Source organism: Pseudomonas sp. NFIX10 (genome assembly GCF_900111955.1).
GTDB lineage: Bacteria > Pseudomonadota > Gammaproteobacteria > Pseudomonadales > Pseudomonadaceae > Aquipseudomonas > Aquipseudomonas fluorescens_AA.
The window spans coordinates 128917-147734 of record NZ_FOKH01000001.1; the positions used below are offsets into that span (position 1 = coordinate 128917).

Annotated in this window: 20 protein-coding genes; 12 read left to right on the top strand and 8 right to left on the bottom strand. The window is 60.7% G+C overall.

Annotated elements, in window-relative coordinates:
- The first annotated feature begins 471 nt into the window (after window positions 1-471).
- Complete coding sequence (locus tag BM321_RS00580; RefSeq protein WP_053120470.1) at window positions 472-753, top strand: GNAT family N-acetyltransferase; 282 nt, start codon at window positions 472-474, stop codon at window positions 751-753.
- A 157-nt stretch (window positions 754-910) separates the two neighbouring features.
- Here the strand turns inward: BM321_RS00580 and BM321_RS00585 are convergent, their stop codons facing one another.
- Window positions 911-1987: a 3-deoxy-7-phosphoheptulonate synthase gene (locus BM321_RS00585; protein WP_092197632.1), complete on the bottom strand. Its 1077-nt coding sequence runs from the start codon at window positions 1985-1987 to the stop codon at window positions 911-913.
- Window positions 1988-2254: 267 nt separating this feature from the next.
- Here BM321_RS00585 and BM321_RS00590 point away from each other — a divergent pair, with 267 nt between their 5' ends.
- The 4 genes from BM321_RS00590 to cysB all read left to right on the top strand — a co-directional run bounded on the left by BM321_RS00590 (window position 2255) and on the right by cysB (window position 5817).
- Complete coding sequence (locus tag BM321_RS00590; protein WP_092441204.1) at window positions 2255-3208, top strand: putative 2-dehydropantoate 2-reductase; 954 nt, start codon at window positions 2255-2257, stop codon at window positions 3206-3208.
- A 21-nt stretch (window positions 3209-3229) separates the two neighbouring features.
- On the top strand, window positions 3230-4135 hold the full coding sequence (locus BM321_RS00595; protein ID WP_092327107.1) for a 5'-nucleotidase: 906 nt from the start codon (window positions 3230-3232) through the stop codon (window positions 4133-4135).
- A 96-nt stretch (window positions 4136-4231) separates the two neighbouring features.
- On the top strand, window positions 4232-4732 hold the full coding sequence (locus tag BM321_RS00600) for a universal stress protein (RefSeq protein ID WP_060738547.1): 501 nt from the start codon (window positions 4232-4234) through the stop codon (window positions 4730-4732).
- A 110-nt stretch (window positions 4733-4842) separates the two neighbouring features.
- The gene (gene cysB / locus BM321_RS00605; RefSeq protein ID WP_003199376.1) at window positions 4843-5817 is read left to right on the top strand and encodes an HTH-type transcriptional regulator CysB; all 975 of its coding nucleotides are present in this window, start codon (window positions 4843-4845) and stop codon (window positions 5815-5817) included.
- A 14-nt stretch (window positions 5818-5831) separates the two neighbouring features.
- Here the strand turns inward: cysB and BM321_RS00610 are convergent, their stop codons facing one another.
- Entirely contained in the window at window positions 5832-6314 is a 483-nt protein-coding gene (locus tag BM321_RS00610) for a GreA/GreB family elongation factor (protein ID WP_092441205.1), read from the bottom strand.
- A gap of 1 nt (window position 6315) precedes the next feature.
- A complete protein-coding gene (locus tag BM321_RS00615; protein WP_092327105.1) occupies window positions 6316-6702 on the bottom strand; it encodes a hypothetical protein in 387 nt (128 codons plus the stop codon).
- 121 nt (window positions 6703-6823) lie between these two features.
- On the opposite strand from BM321_RS00615, the gene earP reads away from it, so the two are divergent.
- Window positions 6824-7957: an elongation factor P maturation arginine rhamnosyltransferase EarP gene (gene earP, locus BM321_RS00620; protein ID WP_092441206.1), complete on the top strand. Its 1134-nt coding sequence runs from the start codon at window positions 6824-6826 to the stop codon at window positions 7955-7957.
- A gap of 48 nt (window positions 7958-8005) precedes the next feature.
- Window positions 8006-8575, top strand: coding sequence for an elongation factor P (locus BM321_RS00625; RefSeq protein ID WP_092327101.1), 570 nt, complete (start codon window positions 8006-8008; stop codon window positions 8573-8575).
- 125 nt (window positions 8576-8700) lie between these two features.
- Here the strand turns inward: BM321_RS00625 and BM321_RS00630 are convergent, their stop codons facing one another.
- The 3 genes from BM321_RS00630 to BM321_RS00640 form a co-directional block, all read right to left on the bottom strand.
- Complete coding sequence (locus tag BM321_RS00630) at window positions 8701-9714, bottom strand: alpha/beta hydrolase (protein ID WP_092441207.1); 1014 nt, start codon at window positions 9712-9714, stop codon at window positions 8701-8703.
- A 36-nt stretch (window positions 9715-9750) separates the two neighbouring features.
- Entirely contained in the window at window positions 9751-10170 is a 420-nt protein-coding gene (locus BM321_RS00635; protein WP_092441208.1) for an organic hydroperoxide resistance protein, read from the bottom strand.
- Window positions 10171-10527: 357 nt separating this feature from the next.
- On the bottom strand, window positions 10528-10989 hold the full coding sequence (locus BM321_RS00640) for a MarR family winged helix-turn-helix transcriptional regulator (protein ID WP_060738541.1): 462 nt from the start codon (window positions 10987-10989) through the stop codon (window positions 10528-10530).
- A gap of 148 nt (window positions 10990-11137) precedes the next feature.
- Between BM321_RS00640 and BM321_RS00645 the strand changes: the two genes are divergently transcribed.
- Window positions 11138-11887, top strand: a complete 750-nt coding sequence (locus BM321_RS00645; protein ID WP_092441209.1) for a sulfite exporter TauE/SafE family protein — start codon at window positions 11138-11140, stop codon at window positions 11885-11887.
- Here BM321_RS00645 and BM321_RS00650 read toward each other — a convergent pair.
- Complete coding sequence (locus tag BM321_RS00650) at window positions 11877-12731, bottom strand: LysR substrate-binding domain-containing protein (protein WP_027912697.1); 855 nt, start codon at window positions 12729-12731, stop codon at window positions 11877-11879. The genes BM321_RS00645 and BM321_RS00650 overlap by 11 nt on opposite strands.
- Window positions 12732-12828: 97 nt before the next feature.
- Here BM321_RS00650 and BM321_RS00655 point away from each other — a divergent pair, with 97 nt between their 5' ends.
- Window positions 12829-13047, top strand: a complete 219-nt coding sequence (locus tag BM321_RS00655) for a DUF1127 domain-containing protein (protein WP_053120494.1) — start codon at window positions 12829-12831, stop codon at window positions 13045-13047.
- Between the two features lie 64 nt (window positions 13048-13111).
- Entirely contained in the window at window positions 13112-14341 is a 1230-nt protein-coding gene (locus BM321_RS00660; RefSeq protein WP_092441210.1) for a winged helix-turn-helix domain-containing protein, read from the top strand.
- A 126-nt stretch (window positions 14342-14467) separates the two neighbouring features.
- Here BM321_RS00660 and BM321_RS00665 read toward each other — a convergent pair whose 3' ends face one another.
- The gene (locus tag BM321_RS00665; RefSeq protein ID WP_092441211.1) at window positions 14468-15814 is read right to left on the bottom strand and encodes a class II 3-deoxy-7-phosphoheptulonate synthase; all 1347 of its coding nucleotides are present in this window, start codon (window positions 15812-15814) and stop codon (window positions 14468-14470) included.
- A gap of 142 nt (window positions 15815-15956) precedes the next feature.
- Here BM321_RS00665 and BM321_RS00670 point away from each other — a divergent pair, with 142 nt between their 5' ends.
- Complete coding sequence (locus BM321_RS00670; protein ID WP_092166839.1) at window positions 15957-16712, top strand: spermidine synthase; 756 nt, start codon at window positions 15957-15959, stop codon at window positions 16710-16712.
- 386 nt (window positions 16713-17098) lie between these two features.
- Entirely contained in the window at window positions 17099-18772 is a 1674-nt protein-coding gene (locus BM321_RS00680; protein ID WP_092327093.1) for a DEAD/DEAH box helicase, read from the top strand.
- Window positions 18773-18818: the final 46 nt, after the last annotated feature.

An 18818-nucleotide genomic window follows, 5' to 3' on the forward strand; every position in this document is an offset into this window, starting at 1 on the left:
GTTGAAAAAATATGCAGCTTCAGACCTTGTCTGGAGCGCGTCGACGAAGAAAAGTTCCGTTCAGGGATGAACTCTTGCAGCCTGCGCTAACGTCGTTGTTTATTGATTCGTCTAAACTTTTGTTCATTTTTTGTGCAGCGACTCAGGCATCTTTATTGGTATTGGCGGTGACTTTAACTACGCACGCTCGTCTCAAGACTCAACAACTGGCGATGTTCAGCTATTGCACCGTGACCGACTACCGCTCGACGATGGCGCTCAATCGATAAACCCGACCAGGTTTACCTCTTCGTTGACAGGCGTGCCTTGAGCATTTGCGTCATTGGTGCCTACTATTCACGACGTGCTCGGGTTTGAGCGGATCGGTTTTGGCGCTCGGTGACCAAGAAGGCACGGGGTGGCGTAGATGTTCCTTCGCCGGAAAAACATCGGTAAGGTAGGGGTCGGCATTCAGACCCGCGAGGAGTAGTGATGAGCGAGGCGGTTACCATCCACCATGACCAGGCTGGTCATCAGTTCGAGACCAATGTGGACGGTCATCGTGCCTATCTGACCTATATGGACCTGGGCAAGCAGACCCTGGATATCTATCGCACCTTTGTGCCCAACGCCTTGCGCGGCCGGGGCATCGCGGCAGCGCTGACCGAAAGGGCGCTGCAGTACGCTGAAGAGATGGGCTACACGGTGATCCCGTCCTGCTCCTACGTGGAGCGTTACATGGAGCGTCACCAGCGGCACGCGGCGAAGCTCTGAGAAAACGGATTCCCCCATAAAAAAAACGCCGGACTGAAAAGTCCGGCGTTTTTTTATGCCTTAAAGATCGCAGGCTTCGCCAGCTCCTACATCCCCACCCAAATACGTGTAGGAGAGCTGTGTAGGAGCTGTCGAGTGAAACGAGGCTGCGATCTTTTTAACTACGCTGCCGCTTCGGCAGCACGTCCTTGAGTTTGGCGTGCATGCTGCGCAGGGTGTTCTCGGTCGCGCTCCAGTCGATGCAGGCATCGGTGATGGAGACGCCGTACTGCAAGTCGGCGAGGTCTTTCGGGATTGCCTGACAGCCCCAGTTCAAGTGGCTTTCGACCATCAGGCCGATAATCGACTGGTTGCCTTCCAGGATCTGGTTGGCCACGTTCTCCATCACCAACGGTTGCAATGCCGGGTCCTTGTTGGAGTTGGCGTGGCTGCAATCGACCATGATGTTTGGCTTGATCCCGGCTTTGTTCAGAGCCTGCTCACACAGCGCGACGCTGACCGAATCGTAGTTCGGCTTGCCGTTGCCACCGCGCAGCACCACATGACCGTAGGCGTTGCCCTTGGTGGTGACGATCGACACGCCACCTTCCTGGTTGATGCCCAGGAAACGGTGCGGGCTGGAAACCGACTGCAAGGCGTTGATCGCCACGGTGAGACCGCCGTCGGTGCCGTTCTTGAAGCCCACCGCCGACGACAGGCCGGAGGCCATTTCGCGGTGGGTCTGGGATTCGGTGGTGCGCGCGCCGATGGCCGACCAGCTGATCAGGTCCTGCAAGTACTGCGGCGAGATCGGGTCCAGGGCTTCGGTGGCGGTGGGCAGGCCCATTTCCGCCAGGTCCAGCAGCAACTGGCGACCGATGTGCAGGCCGTCCTGGATCTTGAAGGAGTCATCCAGGTACGGGTCGTTGATCAGGCCTTTCCAGCCGACGGTGGTCCGCGGTTTCTCGAAATACACGCGCATGACCAGGTACAAGGTGTCGGAGACTTCCGCTGCCAGCACTTTCAGGCGCTCGGCGTATTCGTGGGCAGCCTTGATGTCATGGATCGAGCAGGGGCCGATGACCACGAACAGGCGATGGTCGGTGCCGTCCAGGATGTTGCGAATGACCTCCCGGCCCTTGGTCACGGTACGCAGGGCAGCGTCGCTCAGGGGGATATCGCGCTTGAGCTGGTCAGGCGTGATGAGGGTCTCGTTGGAGGCGACGTTAAGGTCATTGATCGGTAAATCAGCCATCGTGTTACTCGTCAGGTCACGGGTGCCGGCCGCCAGCGATCCCCGCGCGGCGGTGCACAGCGGATTTTAAGCGCGTCGGGGAGCCGAACCTTATCGCGTTACGAGGTGGCTCGACAATGGGCTGGGACGGGTTAATGCCCTATAGGCTGGGGAAAAGCCCTTGTCGATGGCTCTGCAACAGATTCGTGAGCGGATGTAATGAAGATTGCATGCCATGCTGCTCGCGCCGATAGTGTGCAGGGGCTTTTTACCAGGGGAGTTGCAACGATGCAGGCAGGGGTTAAACCGCGGATCGGGATGATCGGCACCGGGGCGATTGGCGGGTTTTATGGCGTGATGCTGGCGCGTGCCGGTTTTGACGTGCACTTTTTACTGCGCAGCGAGTTTGCTGCCGTGGCCGAAGCCGGTTTGCGAATCGACAGCGCGGTCCATGGCGCGCTGGCCCTCGACCCCGTCCAGGCCTATCGCTCGGCAGCCGATATGCCGCCCTGTGACTGGCTGCTGGTCGGCGCCAAGACCACCAGCAATGCCGACCTGGCGCCGGCCATTGCCCAGGCTGCCGCTGACGGGGCAAAAGTCTTGTTGCTGCAGAACGGCCTGGACGTGGAGGACGATCTTCGACCGTTGTTGCCCGATTCGCTGCATCTGCTAGGTGGCCTGTGCCTGATCTGCGTGCATCGCATCGGTCCTGGCGTCATCGCCCACCAGGCACTTGGCGCGGTCAACGTCGGTTATCACAGCGGTCCCTGTGCCGATCAGGCGCAACGCATGGCGATCGTCGAAGAGGCGGCGACGTTGTTCCGCAGCGCGGGTATCGAGGCCCAGGCCATGCCTGGCTTGCAACAGGCCCGCTGGCAGAAGCTGGTGTGGAATGTGCCATACAACGGTCTTTCGGTTTTGTTGGGCGCCAGTACCACGCCGTTGATGGCCAACGATCATAGCCGCGAATTGATCCAGGCGCTGATGGCTGAGGTGGTCCGCGGTGCGCAGGCCTGTGGGCATCACATCGCACCGGGTTATGCCGAGTATCTGTTCATGATGACCGAGAAGATGCCCGATTACTGGCCAAGCATGTACCACGATTATTCCCACAAGCGAGCGCTGGAACTGGACGCGATCTACGGCCGGCCATTGGCGGCGGCGAAAGCGGCCGGGTGTGAGCTGCCGAAAATCGAAGCTTTGTATCAGGCGTTGGCGTTCATGGATCGCTGTAACCGCTGAGCGGGACGAAAGGGGAGTGGCATGGCAAACAACATCGACGACAAACTGGTGCTGGCGATTTCGTCGCGGGCGTTGTTCGACCTTAGGGAAAGCCACAAGGTGTACCTGTCGAGTGGCGTCGAGGCCTATCGGCAATACCAGATCGAGCATGAAGACGAAGTCCTGGCACCCGGTGACGCGTTCGCCCTCGTGCAGAAACTGCTGGACCTCAACGAACACCTGGGGCGTGCCCGGGTCGAGGTGATCCTGGTGTCGCGCAACAGTGCCGACACCGGCCTTAGGGTGTTCAACTCGATCCATCATTATGGGCTGGCGATTTCGCGCGCGGCCTTCGTTGGCGGCCGCAGTCCTTACCCGTACCTCAAGGCATTCGGCTGCGACCTGTTCTTGTCCACCCACGCTGAAGACGTGCGCAGCGCCCTGGACGCCGGATTTGCCGCGGCGACCATCCTGTCGGGTGGGGCCAGTCGCGCCGCCAGCGCAGAACTGCGCATTGCCTTCGACGGCGATGCCGTGCTGTTTTCCGATGAGTCGGAGCGTGTCTATCAGGCCGATGGTCTGGAAGCTTTCCAGGCCAGCGAGCGGCAGGCTGCCCGTGAACCGCTGCGAGGCGGGCCCTTCAAGGGCTTCCTGGCGGCGCTCAACGCGCTGCAGCGCGAGTTCCCCGAGGATGCCTGCCCCATCCGCACGGCCTTGGTGACCGCCCGTTCGGCACCGGCCCATGAGCGGGTCATCCGGACTTTGCGTGAGTGGGATATCCGCTTGGACGAGTCGCTGTTTCTCGGCGGCCTGACCAAATCGGCTTTCCTGGAGGCCTTTGCCGCCGATGTGTTTTTCGATGACCAGACCGGCCACTGCGAATTGGCCCGGGAGGTCGTCGCCACCGGTCACGTGCCCCATGGCATCAGTAACGAAATAAAGCCCTGACTGCCTCTGAGTCGGGACGCCAGGCCGCACGTCGCAGTCTCCAAGGCGCTGCTAAGCTGAATCAATCTCCGCCATTCTGGCACGTGAGGAGGTCACATGATTCGTTCGATGCTGTACGCCACAGACCTGGGCCTTTATGCCCCTTATGTGATGCAGCATGCCTTGGCGCTGGCACGGACGTTTGAAGCCGAGTTGTATGTGGTGCATGCGGTGGAACCGATGGGGCTGTTCGCCGAATCGGTGTTGCAAAGCTATCTCGATGAGCAGGCGCTGAACGAATTCCATCGCCAAGGTCTGAATACGGTGATGGCCAATATCGAACAGCGGGTGCTCGACAGTTTCCGTGAGGAATTGGGGGAGGGGCAACAGGACTTGAAACTGATCAGGTCGGTCAGGGTGTACCAGGGCGATCCTTCCCAGGTCATTCTGGAGCAGGCTGCGAAACTCTCCGTTGATTTGCTGATCGTAGGCAGTCATTGCCAAGGGGCGAACGGTGAAACCCCCTTGGGCAGGACCGCCGCCCGGGTATTGCAGTTATCCCGGGTACCGGTCTACCTGGTTCCGCTGGTCCAGCGTCGACGTCAGGGCGAGGCTTGAGGCTAAATGATGGCGTTTTATAAAAAGTTCTAGATTTATTGTCGTAACCTTCCATATAGTTATATACCGTCGCTGATGCCCGTGGCGTCCAACTGCTTTGAGGGATACATATGAAGCTTCAACAACTGCGCTACATCTGGGAAGTGGCGCACCACGACCTCAACGTTTCCGCTACTGCCCAAAGCCTCTACACGTCGCAACCCGGCATCAGCAAGCAGATCCGCCTGTTGGAAGACGAACTGGGCGTCGAAGTCTTCGCCCGCAGTGGCAAGCACCTGACCCGCGTGACCCCGGCCGGTGAGCGCATCATCACCACGGCCGGCGAGATCCTGCGCAAGGTCGAAAGCATCAAGCAGATCGCCCAGGAATTCTCCAACGAGAAAAAAGGCACCTTGTCGATCGCCACCACCCACACCCAGGCCCGCTATGCGCTGCCGCCGGTGATCAGCAACTTCATCAAGCAATACCCGGACGTGGCGCTGCACATGCACCAAGGATCGCCGATGCAGATCGCCGAGATGGCTGCCGACGGCACGGTGGATTTCGCCATTGCCACCGAGGCCCTGGAGCTGTTCGGGGACCTGGTGATGATGCCGTGCTACCGCTGGAATCGCTGCGTGGTCGTGCCCCAGGGCCATCCGTTGACCAAGCTGCCGAAGCTGACCCTCGAAGCCCTGGCCGAATACCCGATCGTCACCTACGTATTCGGTTTCACCGGTCGTTCCAAGCTCGACGAAGCCTTCAGTCATCGTGGCCTGACACCGAAAGTGGTGTTCACCGCCGCCGACGCCGACGTGATCAAGACTTACGTCCGCCTGGGCCTGGGCGTGGGCATCGTCGCGAAGATGGCCGTCGATACCAAGCTCGACAGTGACCTGGTGGTGCTGGATGCCAGCGAATTGTTCGAATCCAGCGTGACTAAGATCGGTTTCCGTCGTGGCACTTTCCTGCGCGGTTTCATGTGCGATTTCATCGAGAAATTCGCGCCACACCTGACCCGGGAAGTGATGGCCAAGGCCATCCAGTGCCACAACAAGCAGGAACTCGAAGAGTTGTTCGACGGCGTCGAACTGCCGGTGCACTAAAAACCGCTACCTGCCTAGATCGTCTCGGTGACAGTGAACTGTTGCCGGGCGCCGGCGACCACGATCTCCACCTCATCCCCTTCGAACTTGCCCAGCAGGCCTCGGCCCAGCGGTGAGCGAGGGGTGATGACGGTGATCGGCTGACCTACCAGCAAAACCTTCAAGCCTGCCGCATCCGGCCCGAGGAAGAGCCATTGCTGGCGGCCGTGCTCATCTTCCAGTCCGATCAATGTGCCGACCTGAATGCCGCGCTGCTCGTCGTAAGGCCTCAACGTCAGGTTTTGACAAAGGGTGAGCGCCTGGCGGATTTCTTCCACGCGCCTGGCTTGTCCGGCGGCGAGGTAGGACGCCTCGAGGCCCAGGGTGTCGTATTTGTTCTCGGCGATGTTTTCTTCGTGGGTCGCGGTTTCGTAGGCGGTTTGCGCGGCGCGTTCGGCGATATCGAGATCAATCTCGAGCTTGTCGAGAATCAACTGGTGGACGGTCTGTTTGTTCATGTCATTCGCAGAATTGCAGCACGTTGGCGCGGCTTTTTTCACTGGGCGCATTCTGGTCCTGTTGCAGCCAGAACTGGCACTTGGGGTTGGACAGGTTGCGAGGATTGCTGCGGGCCTGATCAAGCGCCTGACGCTGCTCGTTCCTCTGCAGGTTCTGCTGATACTGCTCGAACATCGGCGTGGGCGGCTCGGGGGCCGGTTGCACCGCCGGTGGTTGCGCCAGTTGATGGACGGCGGCGGCCACCGGTGCCAGTTGTTCGTTGAACAGGAATCTGGACAGTAGCCAGCCCGTCAACACGATGGCCAGGAACCCCAACCACAGGCCCAAGGCGATGCTGAAGGTCAATTGCACAGCCGTAAGGCGCGAGGGTGTCGAGTGATCGGGCATGGCTGCTTCCTGGCAGGGTCATGGGCAGGCGCTGATTGTCGCATGAAGATTAATCGCCGTCGGCTCTTCTGCGCGATCGGTTTATTCGGGACAATCGGGCCTTTGTCACAGGGAGTCGGGAATGGCTGTGCGCTGGGATATTTTTTGCACCGTCGTCGATAACTATGGCGACATCGGTGTCACTTGGCGCCTGGCTAGGCAATTGGTGGCCGAGCACCGATGCGCGGTGCGGCTGTGGGTCGACGACCTGCGTGCTTTCGAACGGCTGTGTCCGCAAATCGATATCGCCCTGTCCGAGCAATGGCAGCAGGGCGTGCAGGTGTGCCACTGGCCCGCGCACTGGCAGCCCACTGAGGCCGCCGAGGTGGTGATCGCCGCGTTTGCCTGCCAGTTGCCGAGTGCCTACATGGAAGCGATGGCCGAGCGCCAGACGACGCCCTTGTGGATGAACCTCGATTATTTGAGCGCCGAGGACTGGGTGATCGGTTGCCATGGCCTACCGTCAGTCAAATACAAACACGTGCAGAAATATTTCTTTTTCCCGGGCTTTCGGGAGGGAACGGGTGGCTTGCTGCGTGAGGCCGGTCTGCTGGAGCGCTGTCGGCAATTCCAGCAGGATGCCGAAGCGCAACGCAGTTTCCTGCAGGGATTGGGCGTCGAGCGGGCGCCGCAAGCCTGCCTGATCTCGCTGTTTGCCTACGAGAACGCCGGGCTGGCGAGCTGGTTCGACGCGATGGCAGCCGATACCCAGGCATTTCATGTGCTGGTTCCCGAAGGGCGAGTGTTGGGCGACGTCGAGCGTTGGCTCGGTGTCGAAGGCCTGAAGGTCGGTGCGCTGCATCGACGCGGCGCACTGACGGTGCAGGTGCTGCCGTTCGTTCGCCAGGATCAGTACGACCAGTTGCTGTGGTGCTGTGATTTCAACGCCGTGCGCGGCGAAGACTCCTTCGTGCGCGCGCAATGGGCCGGTCGGCCGCTGCTCTGGCATATCTACCAGCAGGAAGAAGACGTCCACCTGGAAAAGCTCGAGGCATTTCTCAGGCTCTACAATCAGGGGCTTTCACCGGCCGCGCAAAAAGCGACCAGTGGTCTCTGGCGGGCCTGGAATGCCGGCCAGGACATGGCCGAGCATTGGAAAAGCAGCCGCGAACACCAGCGGGAACTGGCCGAACATGCCCAGGCGTGGTGTCTGGAACAGGCCTCGCGACCCGATCTTGCCGCAGCGCTGGTGAAGTTTTATGTAAATTGGATATGATACGCGGCCTAGATTTTTGTAAATCCCATCCAAATTCGGATATTCGCAATGAAAACTGGTAAAGAACTGAAACCCGGGACCGTGATCCGTCTCGAAAACGATCCTTGGCTGGTTCAGAAAGCTGAGTTCACCAAGTCGGGTCGTAACAGCGCGATCATGAAGACCAAGCTGAAGAACCTGCTGACCGGTTACAAGACCGAGATCGTCTACAGCGCCGACGACAAACTGGACGACGTGATCCTCGACCGCAAAGAAGCGACCCTGTCCTTCATCAGCGGTGACACCTACACGTTCATGGACACCACTGACTACACCATGTACGAGCTGAACGCCGAAGACATCGAAAGCGTTCTGCCATTCATCGAAGAAGGCATGACCGACGTCTGCGAAGCCGTGTTCTTCGAAGAGCGCCTGGTTTCCGTAGAGCTGCCGACCACCATCGTGCGTCAGGTTGACTACACCGAAGGTTCCGCTCGCGGTGACACTTCCGGCAAGGTCATGAAGCCTGCCAAACTGAAGAACGGTACCGAGCTGTCGGTCGCGGACTTCATCGAAATCGGCGACATGATCGAGATCGATACCCGCGATGGCGGTTCCTACAAAGGCCGCGCCAAGTAAGCGAAGCCTTCTGTATGAAAAAGCCCGACCATTGAGTCGGGCTTTTTTATTCCTTTATTTTCGACCCGGAGCCTGTGGCGAGGGAACAAGCCTCCTCGCCGCAAAGGTTTCTCCTGGTTCCATCATCACTTCAAGTGCTGCTTGAGTTCTTCGGACACCTGCAACATCGCCGAACGCACCGCTGGCACCTGGCTGACCACGTTGAGCAAGCCATAGTCGTGGATCATGCCGTTGTAGCGCACGGCCGTGACGGGCACACCGGCCGCGTCCAGTTTGCGGGCATAGGCTTCGCCTTCATCGCGCAAGACATCGGCCTCGGCGGTCTGCACCAGCGCTGGCGGCAGGCCCTTGAGTTGTGCGGTGCTGGCCCGCAGCGGCGAGGCATAGATCTCGCCGCGTTGCCCGGCATCGGTGGTGTAGTTGTCCCAGAACCACTTCATCATGTTTTTACTGAGGAAGTGTCCTTCGGCGAACTGGTTGTAGGACGCCGTCTCGAAGCTGGCATCGGTCACCGGCCACAGCAATGCCTGGAAACGGATCGCCGGCGTACCTTTGTCCTTCGCCATCAAGGCCACGACGGCCGCCATGTTGCCGCCGACGCTGTTGCCCACCACGGCCAGGCGCTTGCCATCGACGTTGATTTGCTTGCCGTGCTCGGCCACCCATTTTGTCGCGGCGTAAGCCTGGTTGATCGCCACCGGGTAATGCGCCTCGGGTGAAGGCGTGTAGTTGACGAACACCGCGACGGCACCGGACCCCGCCACCAGATCCCGGACCAGTCGTTCGTGGGTCGGGAAGTCGCCCAGTACCCAGCCACCGCCGTGGAAGAACATGAACACCGGCAACTCACCCTTGAGCCCGGCGGGGCGAACGATAGTCAAGCTGATCGGCTGGCCATCGACCTGGATGGTTTTCTCGCTGACGTCGGCCTTGGGCAAGGTCAACTTTACTCCCGCCTGGGCGCCCACCAGGACGGCGCGGGCGTCCTTGGGCGACAGCTGCTCCAGTGGCTTGCCGGTGCCGGCATTGAGTACGTCGAGAAACGCCTGGGTGTTGTGTTCGACGATGCCGTCGGCGAAGGCACTGCTGACGCTGAGGGCGAGAAGGGTGCCGGTCAGGGCTTTGCTGAATGTGTTCATGTGCATCTCCTTAAGTTCGGGGTCAGGGGTAGGGGGTCAGACGGTCACGTGCAGGCGCACATCCACGTTGCCGCGGGTGGCGTTGGAGTACGGGCAGACGTGGTGAGCCGCGTCCACCAGGTTTTGCGCGTCGGCCTGGTCCAGCCCTGGCAGGCTGATGTGCAGGTCGATGTCGAGGCCGAAACCACCGGGGATCTGGCCGATGCCGACGTGGGCGGTAATCGAGGCGTCGTCCGGGATCTTGCGTTTGCTCTGGCTGGCCACGAATTTCAGGGCGCCGATGAAGCAGGCCGAGTAGCCGGCGGCGAACAATTGCTCAGGGTTGGTCGCCGCACCGCCCGCGCCGCCGAGTGCCTTGGGCGTAGCGAGTTTGACGTCGAGGATGTTGTCACTGGAAATCGCACGACCGTCACGGCCGCCGGTGGAAGTTGCGATTGCGGTGTAGAGCGTTTGCATGATGGGAGCCTCGTTGCTGGGTTGATTTGTTTGCGCTAAATGTTTGCGCGCCAAGTAGGTGTGAGAGAATGTATAGCGCTAATATTTTGTGCGCAATATAATTTTTCGAGGCTAGTGAAAAAAATTAAGCTGGAAAGGCTTTAAACTATTGATCTAGCGTGGTTTTTTGATGTTTAAATTTTTTCAGCTGTGGGCTGGTAGGGAGGCCGCTATCGCGAGCAAGCTCGCTCCCACAGGGGCTGTGAGCGCCGCAAATCCAATGTGGGAGCGAGCTTGCTCGCGATAGCGGTGGGTCAGTAGGCGCGGATACCGGATGTACCGGCGTCTTCGCGAGCGAGCCTGCTCCCACGGGGGGAGTCAGAGGCTGTCTTGCAAATGCCCGCGTAGCGCTTGCAGGTCATGTTGCAGCTTCTTCAGCTGTTCCAGGGTCTGGCCGCTGGCGGCGAGGATGCATTGGGGGATGTCGAGGGCTTTTTCCCGCAGGGCACGGCCCTGTTCGGTGAGTTCGACAATGACCACACGTTCGTCCTCACGGCTGCGGGTGCGGCTCAACAGGCCTTCGGCCTCCAGGCGCTTGAGCAATGGGGTCAACGAGCCGGGGTCGGTAAGCAGGCGTGTGCTGATTTCACCGACGGTCAATCCGTCCTTTTCCCACAGCACCATCATCGCCAGGTATTGCGGATAGGTCAGGCCCAGGGCCTGTAGCAGCGGCTTATAGACCTTGGTCATCAGCAGCGACGTGGAGTGCAGGGCGAAACAGACCTGGTTGTCGAGCAACAGGGCTTCGCAGGCTTCGGGGGTGTCGCGCAGGGTGTTCATGGCAAAACCTTCAATCAATGATGGTTACGAATCTAGCGGGCGAATCTTTAATGCGCCAGATAATTCTGACATTTCGGATAGATGTTACGTTTCCCCGCTGGCGCCGACTGCGTAGGATAAGCGCCTAAGGAAAAGGGGAGAGTCTTCTGTGTTCGAATTTGCACTGTTCTTGGTGTTTGGTGCCTTGTTGGGCACCTTGGGGGGATTGTTCGGGATCGGTGGCGGCCTGATTGCCATTCCGGTGCTGGGTGTCTGGTTCGGCCTCGACCAGCAAATGGCCCAAGGGACGGCGCTGGTCATGGTGGTGCCCAATGTCATGCTTGCGTTGTGGCGCTACCACCAGCGCAATCGCATCGAATTGCGCCATGTCCTGCCGTTGGCTTCCATGGGGTTCTGCTTTGCCTGGCTTGGCTCGATCTGGGCCGTGGGGATCGATGCCGATAGCATGCGGATCGGCTTCGTGGCGTTCCTGATCGCGCTGACGCTCTACAACCTGGTTCGCATGTTCGCCGCCACCGCACCTGCTTCGGCGCAAATGCGGTATGGCTGGCCGTGGCTCGGCGTGCTGGGCGCCGCATCCGGCACCATGGGCGGTCTGTTCGGTGTCGGTGGGGCCGTTGTCGCCACCCCGATCCTGACCAGCATTTTTGGCACCAGCCAGGTGGTTGCCCAAGGCTTGTCCCTGGCGCTGGCCTTGCCCAGTACCGGCGTGACCCTCGCCACGTATGCGTTTCACCACGAAGTGGACTGGAGCATCGGCCTGCCGCTGGCGGTCGGTGGCCTGCTGAGCATCAGTTGGGGAGTGAAAGTCGCCCACGCCTTGCCGGAGCGGCTGTTGCGCGGGATGTTCTGCGGTTTCCTGGTGCTGTGCGCGGTGTTGCTCGCCTTTAAAGTTTGAAACCTTCGACGATGTGTTCGGCCAGGCACTCGGTGATCGGCGACGGGTTATGCAGGTTGCGGATCAGCATGATGCTGGCCTCGGGCAGTTCCGGCAGGTCTTCGGCCTCGCCCAGTACGCGCATGTCCGGGGTCAGCAGGCTTTCCAGTTGCGCCGTGATTGCCAGGCCGGCGCCCACCACCGCCATGAGCGCCGACAGGCTCGAACTGTTGTACGCCACGCGATAATCGCGGCCCATGGCATCCAGGGCATTGCAGGCCCATTGCCGGCAGAAACAATCGCTGTTGAACATTGCCAGCGGCAGCGGCGTTTGTTCATGGACGTTGAAGCAGGCGGCTTCGGCCCAGACAAAACGCTCCTTGCGCAGCAACTGGCCGATTTCGTCCCCCGGTTTACGGGTGACGATGGACAGGTCCAGGTCCTGGCGCAGCAGCAACTGCTTGGACGACTCGCAGTGCACTTCGATTTCGATCAGCGGATAGAACTGGGCGAAGCGTTGCAGGATGCCCGGCAGGAAACGCATCACGTAATCGTCCGGCGTGCCGATGCGCACCGTGCCGACCATGTGCGGTTCGCGCAGGGTATTGAACACCTCACTGTGCAGCTTGAGGATCCGCCGGGCGTAACCCAGCAGCACCTGGCCTTCGGCGGTGAGCTTGACCTGGCGCCCGTCGCGTTCGAACAGCCGTCGCTGCAAGACGTCTTCTTCCAGCCGCTTCATCTGCATGCTGACGGCTGACTGGGTGCGATTGACCAATTCCCCGGCCCGAGTGAAACCGCCCTGGTCGGCGATGGCGACAAAGGTACGCAGCACTTCCGTATCGATGCTCGGGTAACTCGACAATTGATCAATCTCCGAGATGTATTGCATAAGAAACATTCGTTGGATTGATCTTAGCGTTAGCGCGAGACTTGAGCCATCCCCAACGGAGGACATCACGATGAAAGGTCAAAAAGGTTATCTACTGATAGACAAACTCTCCCACGGCTTTTCCATCAGCGCCTTGCTGCACAAGTTTAGCCGCTGGTACGAATTGCACCACGAACGCGAACTGCTGGCCGGAATGAGCGACGAGGCGCTCAAGGACATCGGCGTGAGTCGTGCCGACGTGGAGCAGGAAGTGGTTCGGCCATTCTGGGATGACCCAATGCACAAATGAGCCATCCTTTCCTACACAAACCCCTTATTGGTGAGGTAGGTTGCGAGCAGACAAGGAGATCTCCATGCCCGCGACTGTGTCCTTTACCCTCAAACAGGCCCGGCGTCTGGCGTTGGCCGCCCAAGGATTCGATGGGCGGTCGCCGCCGGCTCCGGTGCAACCCTCGCGCCTCAACCGTCTGATCGAACGCCTCGGCGTCCTGCAGATCGACTCCGTCAATGCGCTGGTGCGCTCGCATTACCTCCCGTTGTTCTCCCGCCTCGGCCACTACCCTCGCGATTTGCTCGATCAAGCCGCCTGGAGCCAGGGCCGACGCCGCACGCTGTTCGAATATTGGGGCCATGAAGCGTCGCTGCTGCCGATGTCCATGTATCCACTGATGCGCTGGCGCATGGATCGGGCGGCGCGTGGCGAGGGCATCTACCAGCAATTGGCGCGTTTCGGTCATGAACGCCAGGATGTCATCCGTCGCGTCCTGGCGTCGGTCCAGGAGCAGGGCGCCCTCGGTGCGGGCAGCTTGTCCACGCGCGAGGAGAAGGCCGGGCCGTGGTGGGACTGGAGCGCAGAGAAACATGCGCTGGAATGGCTGTTTGCGGCAGGCGAAGTCACGGTGGCGGGGCGGCGTGGGTTCGAGCGGCTCTACGACTTGCCGGAGCGGGTGTTCCCGGCCTCGGTCCTGCAACAGCCCCAGCCGGACGAGGCCCAGGCCCAGCGCGCCTTGTTGCTGCATGCCGCCGAGGCCTTGGGCGTCGCTACCGAGAAGGACCTGCGCGACTACTTTCGTCTGGGGCCGGCCGACAGTCGCGTGCGACTGGCCGAGTTGGAAGAGGCCGGCGAACTGTTGCGCTGTGAGGTGCAAGGCTGGAAGCAACCGGCCTGGTGCCGACCCGCGGCGAGGATCCCTCGCAAAGTAGCGGCCAGTGCCTTGTTGTCGCCGTTCGATTCGCTGGTCTGGGAGCGCAGCCGTACCGAGCGACTGTTCGATTTCCGCTATCGGCTGGAGATCTACACCCCTGTCCACAAGCGGATGTACGGCTATTACGTATTGCCTTTCTTGCACAATGAACGCATCGCAGCTCGGGTGGACCTGCGGGCGGAGCGGGCCCTGGGTCGATTGGCTGTGCATGCGGTGCACGAGGAAGAGCCAGGGCTGGACGAGGAGGGCGTGCAAGCCTTGGCGATTAACCTGCGGCGCATGGCCGATTGGCTGGGGTTGGAGCAGCTCCAGCTTAACTGCCAGCGGGTGGGTGGGGTTCGGTTGGCGGTGGTGTTGGCCCAATTAAGTGGTGACTGACTCGACGCTATCGCGAGCAAGCTCGCTCCCACATTGGATCTGTTGTGAACACAAAACCGTGGTCACCCGGGACCCCTTGTGGGAGCGAGCTTGCTCGCGATAGCCGTCCAACCGGCGAAGAAGAACCTACCGCCGAACCTGCTTCAATGTCTCGGCAATCAAAAATGCCAGCTCCAGCGATTGATCGGCATTCATCCGCGGATCGCAATGGGTGTGGTAGCGGTCCGACAGGCCGTCCTCGGTGATCGGTCGCGCGCCGCCGATGCATTCGGTGACGTTTTGCCCGGTCATTTCGATGTGAATCCCGCCGGCATAGGTGCCTTCGGCTTCGTGGACCTGGAAGAACTGCTTCACTTCACCGAGGATCTGCGCGAAGTCCCGGGTCTTGTAGCCGCTGCTGGCCTTGATGGTGTTGCCGTGCATCGGATCGGAGCTCCACAGCACCTGCTTGCCTTCACGTTGCACGGCGCGCAACAGCGGCGGCAAGTGTTCACCGACCTTGTTGGCGCCCATCCGGGCGATCAGGTTCAGCCGGCCGGGGTCGTTGTCCGGGTTGAGTACGTCGATCAGGCGGATCAGGTCGTCCGGGTCCATGCTCGGGCCGACCTTGACCCCGATCGGGTTGTTCACCCCGCGCAGGAATTCGACATGGGCACCGTCCAACTGACGGGTGCGGTCGCCGATCCAGAGCATGTGGGCCGAGCAGTCGTAATAGTCGTTGGTCAGGCTGTCACGGCGCACGAAGGCTTCTTCGTAATTGAGCAGCAGCGCTTCGTGGGCGGTGAAGAAACTGGTTTCGCGCAGTTGCGGCGAGCTGTCCATGCCGCAGGCGCGCATGAATGCCAGGGTTTCGTCGATGCGGTCGGCCAGGTGGCTGTATTTTTCCGCCAGGGCCGAGTTGGCGATGAAGTCCAGGTTCCACTGGTGCACTTGGTGCAGATCGGCGAACCCGCCCTGGGCGAAGGCGCGCAGCAGGTTCAAGGTGGCGGTGGACTGGTGGTAGGACTGCAACAACCGCTCCGGGTCCGGTACGCGGCTTTTTTCGTCGAAACCGATACCGTTGACGATGTCGCCTCGGTACGCCGGCAGGGTCACGCCGTCGATGGTTTCGTCGTTGGCCGAGCGCGGCTTGGCGAACTGCCCGGCCATGCGCCCGACCTTGACCACCGGGCAGCCGGCGGCAAAGGTCATGACGATCGCCATCTGCAAGAGCACCTTGAAGGTGTCGCGGATCTTGGCCGCCGAGAACTCGGCAAAGCTTTCGGCGCAGTCGCCGCCTTGCAGCAGGAACGCCCGGCCCTGGGTCACTTCGGCGAACTGACGGCGCAACTCCCGGGCTTCACCGGCAAACACCAATGGCGGATAACTGGCCAGGGTCTGCTCCACCTGCAACAGGTGCGCGGCGTCGGGGTAACGGGGTTGTTGCTGGATCGGCAGGGCGCGCCAGCTGTCAGGGCTCCAGGGTTGGCTCATCATGATCTCTAGGTGATTTACGCTCGGACGGCCATGTTATCAGCAAATTAGTACGTGACCTGTTCCGGTTGCTTCGCGGACAATCGCGTCCTTGTTCCGTATCCGCAGGCTCATGCCGGCACGGCAACCATCAGGAGATGAAATGACAGAGGAGCGCGTCGAGCATTTGCTCGCCGAGGTGCACGACGAGTTCGGCATGATTCGCGTATTCGAAGTGGCCGATTACCGGTTTCTGGAGTTTGGCGACGCCATCGAGCAAAGCTGCGTGTTCACAGCCGATCCGAGCTGGCTCGAATATGACTACACCCGCGCCATGCTCATCGGTGCGCTGTGTCACGAGCAGCCGGAAAGCGCGCTGTTCCTGGGGCTGGGTGCCGGTACGCTGACCCAGGCCTGCCTGAAGTTCCTGCCACTGGAAGACGTCGAGGCCATCGAACTGCGTCCCGACGTACCGCGCCTGGCCATCGAATACCTGGGGCTGGACGACGATCCGCGACTGTACATTCGCGTTGGCGATGCCTTGCAATTGCTTGAAACGGCGGAGCCGGCGGACCTGATTTTCGTCGACCTCTATACCGATGTCGGCCCAGGCGTCGGGCATCTGGCCTGGGGGTTCCTGGAAAACTGCCAGAAACGCCTCAACCCGGGCGGCTGGCTGGTGATCAACCAATGGGCCACCGACGACGGCAAGCCATTGGGCGCGGCGCTCTTGCGCGGTTTGTACCACCGGCACTATTGGGAACTGCCGGTGAAGGAGGGTAATGTGATCCTGATTGTGCCGGCGGACCTCGATCAGGAGCTGGACATGCAAGGACTGGTCGCCAGGGCCGAAGGGCTGGCGCCACGCTTGGGGTATTCGTTGCAGTCACTGATCAAGGCGATCCGGCCGGCGACCTGATCAAAGGCCCCCAAAACCTTTTTACAAGTGAGCTCCCTCGCCACAAGGGCAAAGTCGTCTGGAGATGAACCGTTTTAGCAGGTTGCCCCAAGGCCTTGTGACAGCGAGCCCCATAACGGGTCTGGCAATAAAAAAAGCTCCCTTTTCGGGCAAATTCCGGTATAGTGCGCGCCGGCCTTTAGCCGGGCCGCGTCAAGGTAGCGCAATTCTCCGAAGTCAGCTTCGGTTGCATGTCCGCACAACGGATGCTTCCACGACGTTCTTTTTCCATTCATTCGTTTTCGCAAATCCCCGCCGACAAAGCAGCCAGGGCGACTCTTGAGTCTCAACACGGCATGCGCAGCTTTGGAGCATGGGTCTTTGCGGATGCACTTAGAGGCAGACCCATGACCCAGGAAACCGGCGGCTTCGCCGCTTTTAATCTCAACCCGAACATTCTTGCTGCCGTCACCGCGACCGGCTACGAAGAACCTTCGGCGATTCAGCAGCAATCGATCCCGATCATCATGGCCGGCCACGACATGATCGGCCAGGCGCAAACCGGTACGGGTAAAACCGCTGCGTTCGCCCTGCCGATCCTGCATCGCATCGATCCTGCCAAGCGCGAACCGCAAGCCCTGATCCTGGCGCCAACCCGTGAGTTGGCGCTGCAAGTAGCCACCGCTTTCGAAACCTACTCCAAGCAAATGCCTGGCGTTACCGTTGTGGCCGTTTACGGCGGCGCCCCGATGGGCCCACAACTGAAAGCCATCCGTAATGGCGCGCAGATCGTTGTCGCCACTCCGGGGCGTCTGTGCGACCACCTGCGTCGTGACGAAAAAGTCCTGGCTACCGTGAACCACCTGGTTCTCGATGAAGCCGACGAGATGCTCAAGCTGGGCTTCATGGATGACCTGGAAGTCATCTTCAAGGCTCTGCCAGCGACCCGCCAGACTGTATTGTTCTCGGCCACCCTGCCGCAATCGATCCGTGCCATTGCCGAGCGCCACCTGCGCGATCCGCAACACGTGAAGATCCAGACCAAGACTCAGACCGTCACCGCGATCGAACAAGCTCACCTGCTGGTTCACGCCGACCAGAAGACTTCCGCCGTTCTCAGCTTGCTGGAAGTGGAAGACTTCGACGCCCTGATCATGTTCGTGCGCACCAAGCAAGCGACCCTGGACCTGGCCAGCGCCCTGGAAGCCAAAGGCTACAAAGCCGCCGCGCTGAACGGTGACATTGCCCAGAACCAGCGTGAGCGCGTGATCGACTCCCTCAAGGATGGCCGCCTGGACATCGTTGTGGCGACCGACGTCGCTGCCCGTGGCCTGGACGTTCCGCGCATCACCCACGTGTTCAACGTGGACATGCCGTACGATCCGGAATCCTACGTTCACCGTATCGGCCGTACCGGCCGTGCCGGTCGCGAAGGCCGCGCGCTGCTGCTGGTCACTCCACGTGAGCGCCGCATGCTGCAAGTGATCGAGCGTGTGACTGGCCAGAAGGTGGCTGAAGTTCGCCTGCCGGACGCCCAGGCCGTTCTCGATGCCCGCATCAAGAAACTGACCAACAGCCTGTCGCCCCTGGTGGCTGACGCCGAATCGACCCACGGCGAGCTGCTCGATCGCCTGACCGCCGACATCGGTTGCACCCCACGTGCCCTGGCCGCGGCACTGCTGCGCAAGGCCACCAATGGCCAGGCGCTGAACCTGGCTGCGATCGAGAAGGAACGTCCCCTGGTGCCGAACAACGCACCGCGCGGCGATCGTCCCGAGCGCACCGGTGATCGTCCGGACCGTGGTGATCGCGAGCGTCGTGCACCGATCCCGCTGGCCGAAGGTCGTGCGCGCTGCCGTACTGCGCTGGGTGCCCGTGACGGTATCGCCGCCAAGAACCTGCTGGGTGCCATCCTCAACGAAGGCGGCCTGGCCCGCGAAGCGATCGGCCGCATCCAGGTGCGTGACAGCTTCAGCCTGGTCGAGCTGCCGGAAGATGGTTTGGAGAAGTTGCTGACCAAGCTCAAAGACACCCGCGTCGCTGGCAAGCAGCTCAAGCTGCGTCGCTATCGCGAGGATTGATCGGCTCTTGGGCTGATTGATCTAACATGAAAAATCCCCGACGAGT

What these genes read in the sequence shown, in the direction of transcription:
- BM321_RS00580 (WP_053120470.1), top strand. Translation starts at nt 472, where the DNA reads ATGAGCGAGGCGGTTACCATCCACCATGACCAGGCTGGTCATCAGTTC.
- BM321_RS00600 (WP_060738547.1), top strand. Translation starts at nt 4,232, where the DNA reads ATGATTCGTTCGATGCTGTACGCCACAGACCTGGGCCTTTATGCCCCT.
- BM321_RS00640 (WP_060738541.1), bottom strand. Translation starts at nt 10,989, where the DNA reads ATGAACACCCTGCGCGACACCCCCGAAGCCTGCGAAGCCCTGTTGCTC.
- BM321_RS00670 (WP_092166839.1), top strand. Translation starts at nt 15,957, where the DNA reads ATGACAGAGGAGCGCGTCGAGCATTTGCTCGCCGAGGTGCACGACGAG.
- BM321_RS00680 (WP_092327093.1), top strand. Translation starts at nt 17,099, where the DNA reads ATGACCCAGGAAACCGGCGGCTTCGCCGCTTTTAATCTCAACCCGAAC.
- BM321_RS00625 (WP_092327101.1), top strand. Translation starts at nt 8,006, where the DNA reads ATGAAAACTGGTAAAGAACTGAAACCCGGGACCGTGATCCGTCTCGAA.
- BM321_RS00595 (WP_092327107.1), top strand. Translation starts at nt 3,230, where the DNA reads ATGGCAAACAACATCGACGACAAACTGGTGCTGGCGATTTCGTCGCGG.
- BM321_RS00635 (WP_092441208.1), bottom strand. Translation starts at nt 10,170, where the DNA reads ATGCAAACGCTCTACACCGCAATCGCAACTTCCACCGGCGGCCGTGAC.
- BM321_RS00660 (WP_092441210.1), top strand. Translation starts at nt 13,112, where the DNA reads ATGCCCGCGACTGTGTCCTTTACCCTCAAACAGGCCCGGCGTCTGGCG.
- BM321_RS00630 (WP_092441207.1), bottom strand. Translation starts at nt 9,714, where the DNA reads ATGAACACATTCAGCAAAGCCCTGACCGGCACCCTTCTCGCCCTCAGC.
- BM321_RS00610 (WP_092441205.1), bottom strand. Translation starts at nt 6,314, where the DNA reads ATGAACAAACAGACCGTCCACCAGTTGATTCTCGACAAGCTCGAGATT.
- BM321_RS00655 (WP_053120494.1), top strand. Translation starts at nt 12,829, where the DNA reads ATGAAAGGTCAAAAAGGTTATCTACTGATAGACAAACTCTCCCACGGC.
- BM321_RS00585 (WP_092197632.1), bottom strand. Translation starts at nt 1,987, where the DNA reads ATGGCTGATTTACCGATCAATGACCTTAACGTCGCCTCCAACGAGACC.
- cysB (WP_003199376.1), top strand. Translation starts at nt 4,843, where the DNA reads ATGAAGCTTCAACAACTGCGCTACATCTGGGAAGTGGCGCACCACGAC.
- BM321_RS00665 (WP_092441211.1), bottom strand. Translation starts at nt 15,814, where the DNA reads ATGAGCCAACCCTGGAGCCCTGACAGCTGGCGCGCCCTGCCGATCCAG.
- BM321_RS00615 (WP_092327105.1), bottom strand. Translation starts at nt 6,702, where the DNA reads ATGCCCGATCACTCGACACCCTCGCGCCTTACGGCTGTGCAATTGACC.
- BM321_RS00590 (WP_092441204.1), top strand. Translation starts at nt 2,255, where the DNA reads ATGCAGGCAGGGGTTAAACCGCGGATCGGGATGATCGGCACCGGGGCG.
- earP (WP_092441206.1), top strand. Translation starts at nt 6,824, where the DNA reads ATGGCTGTGCGCTGGGATATTTTTTGCACCGTCGTCGATAACTATGGC.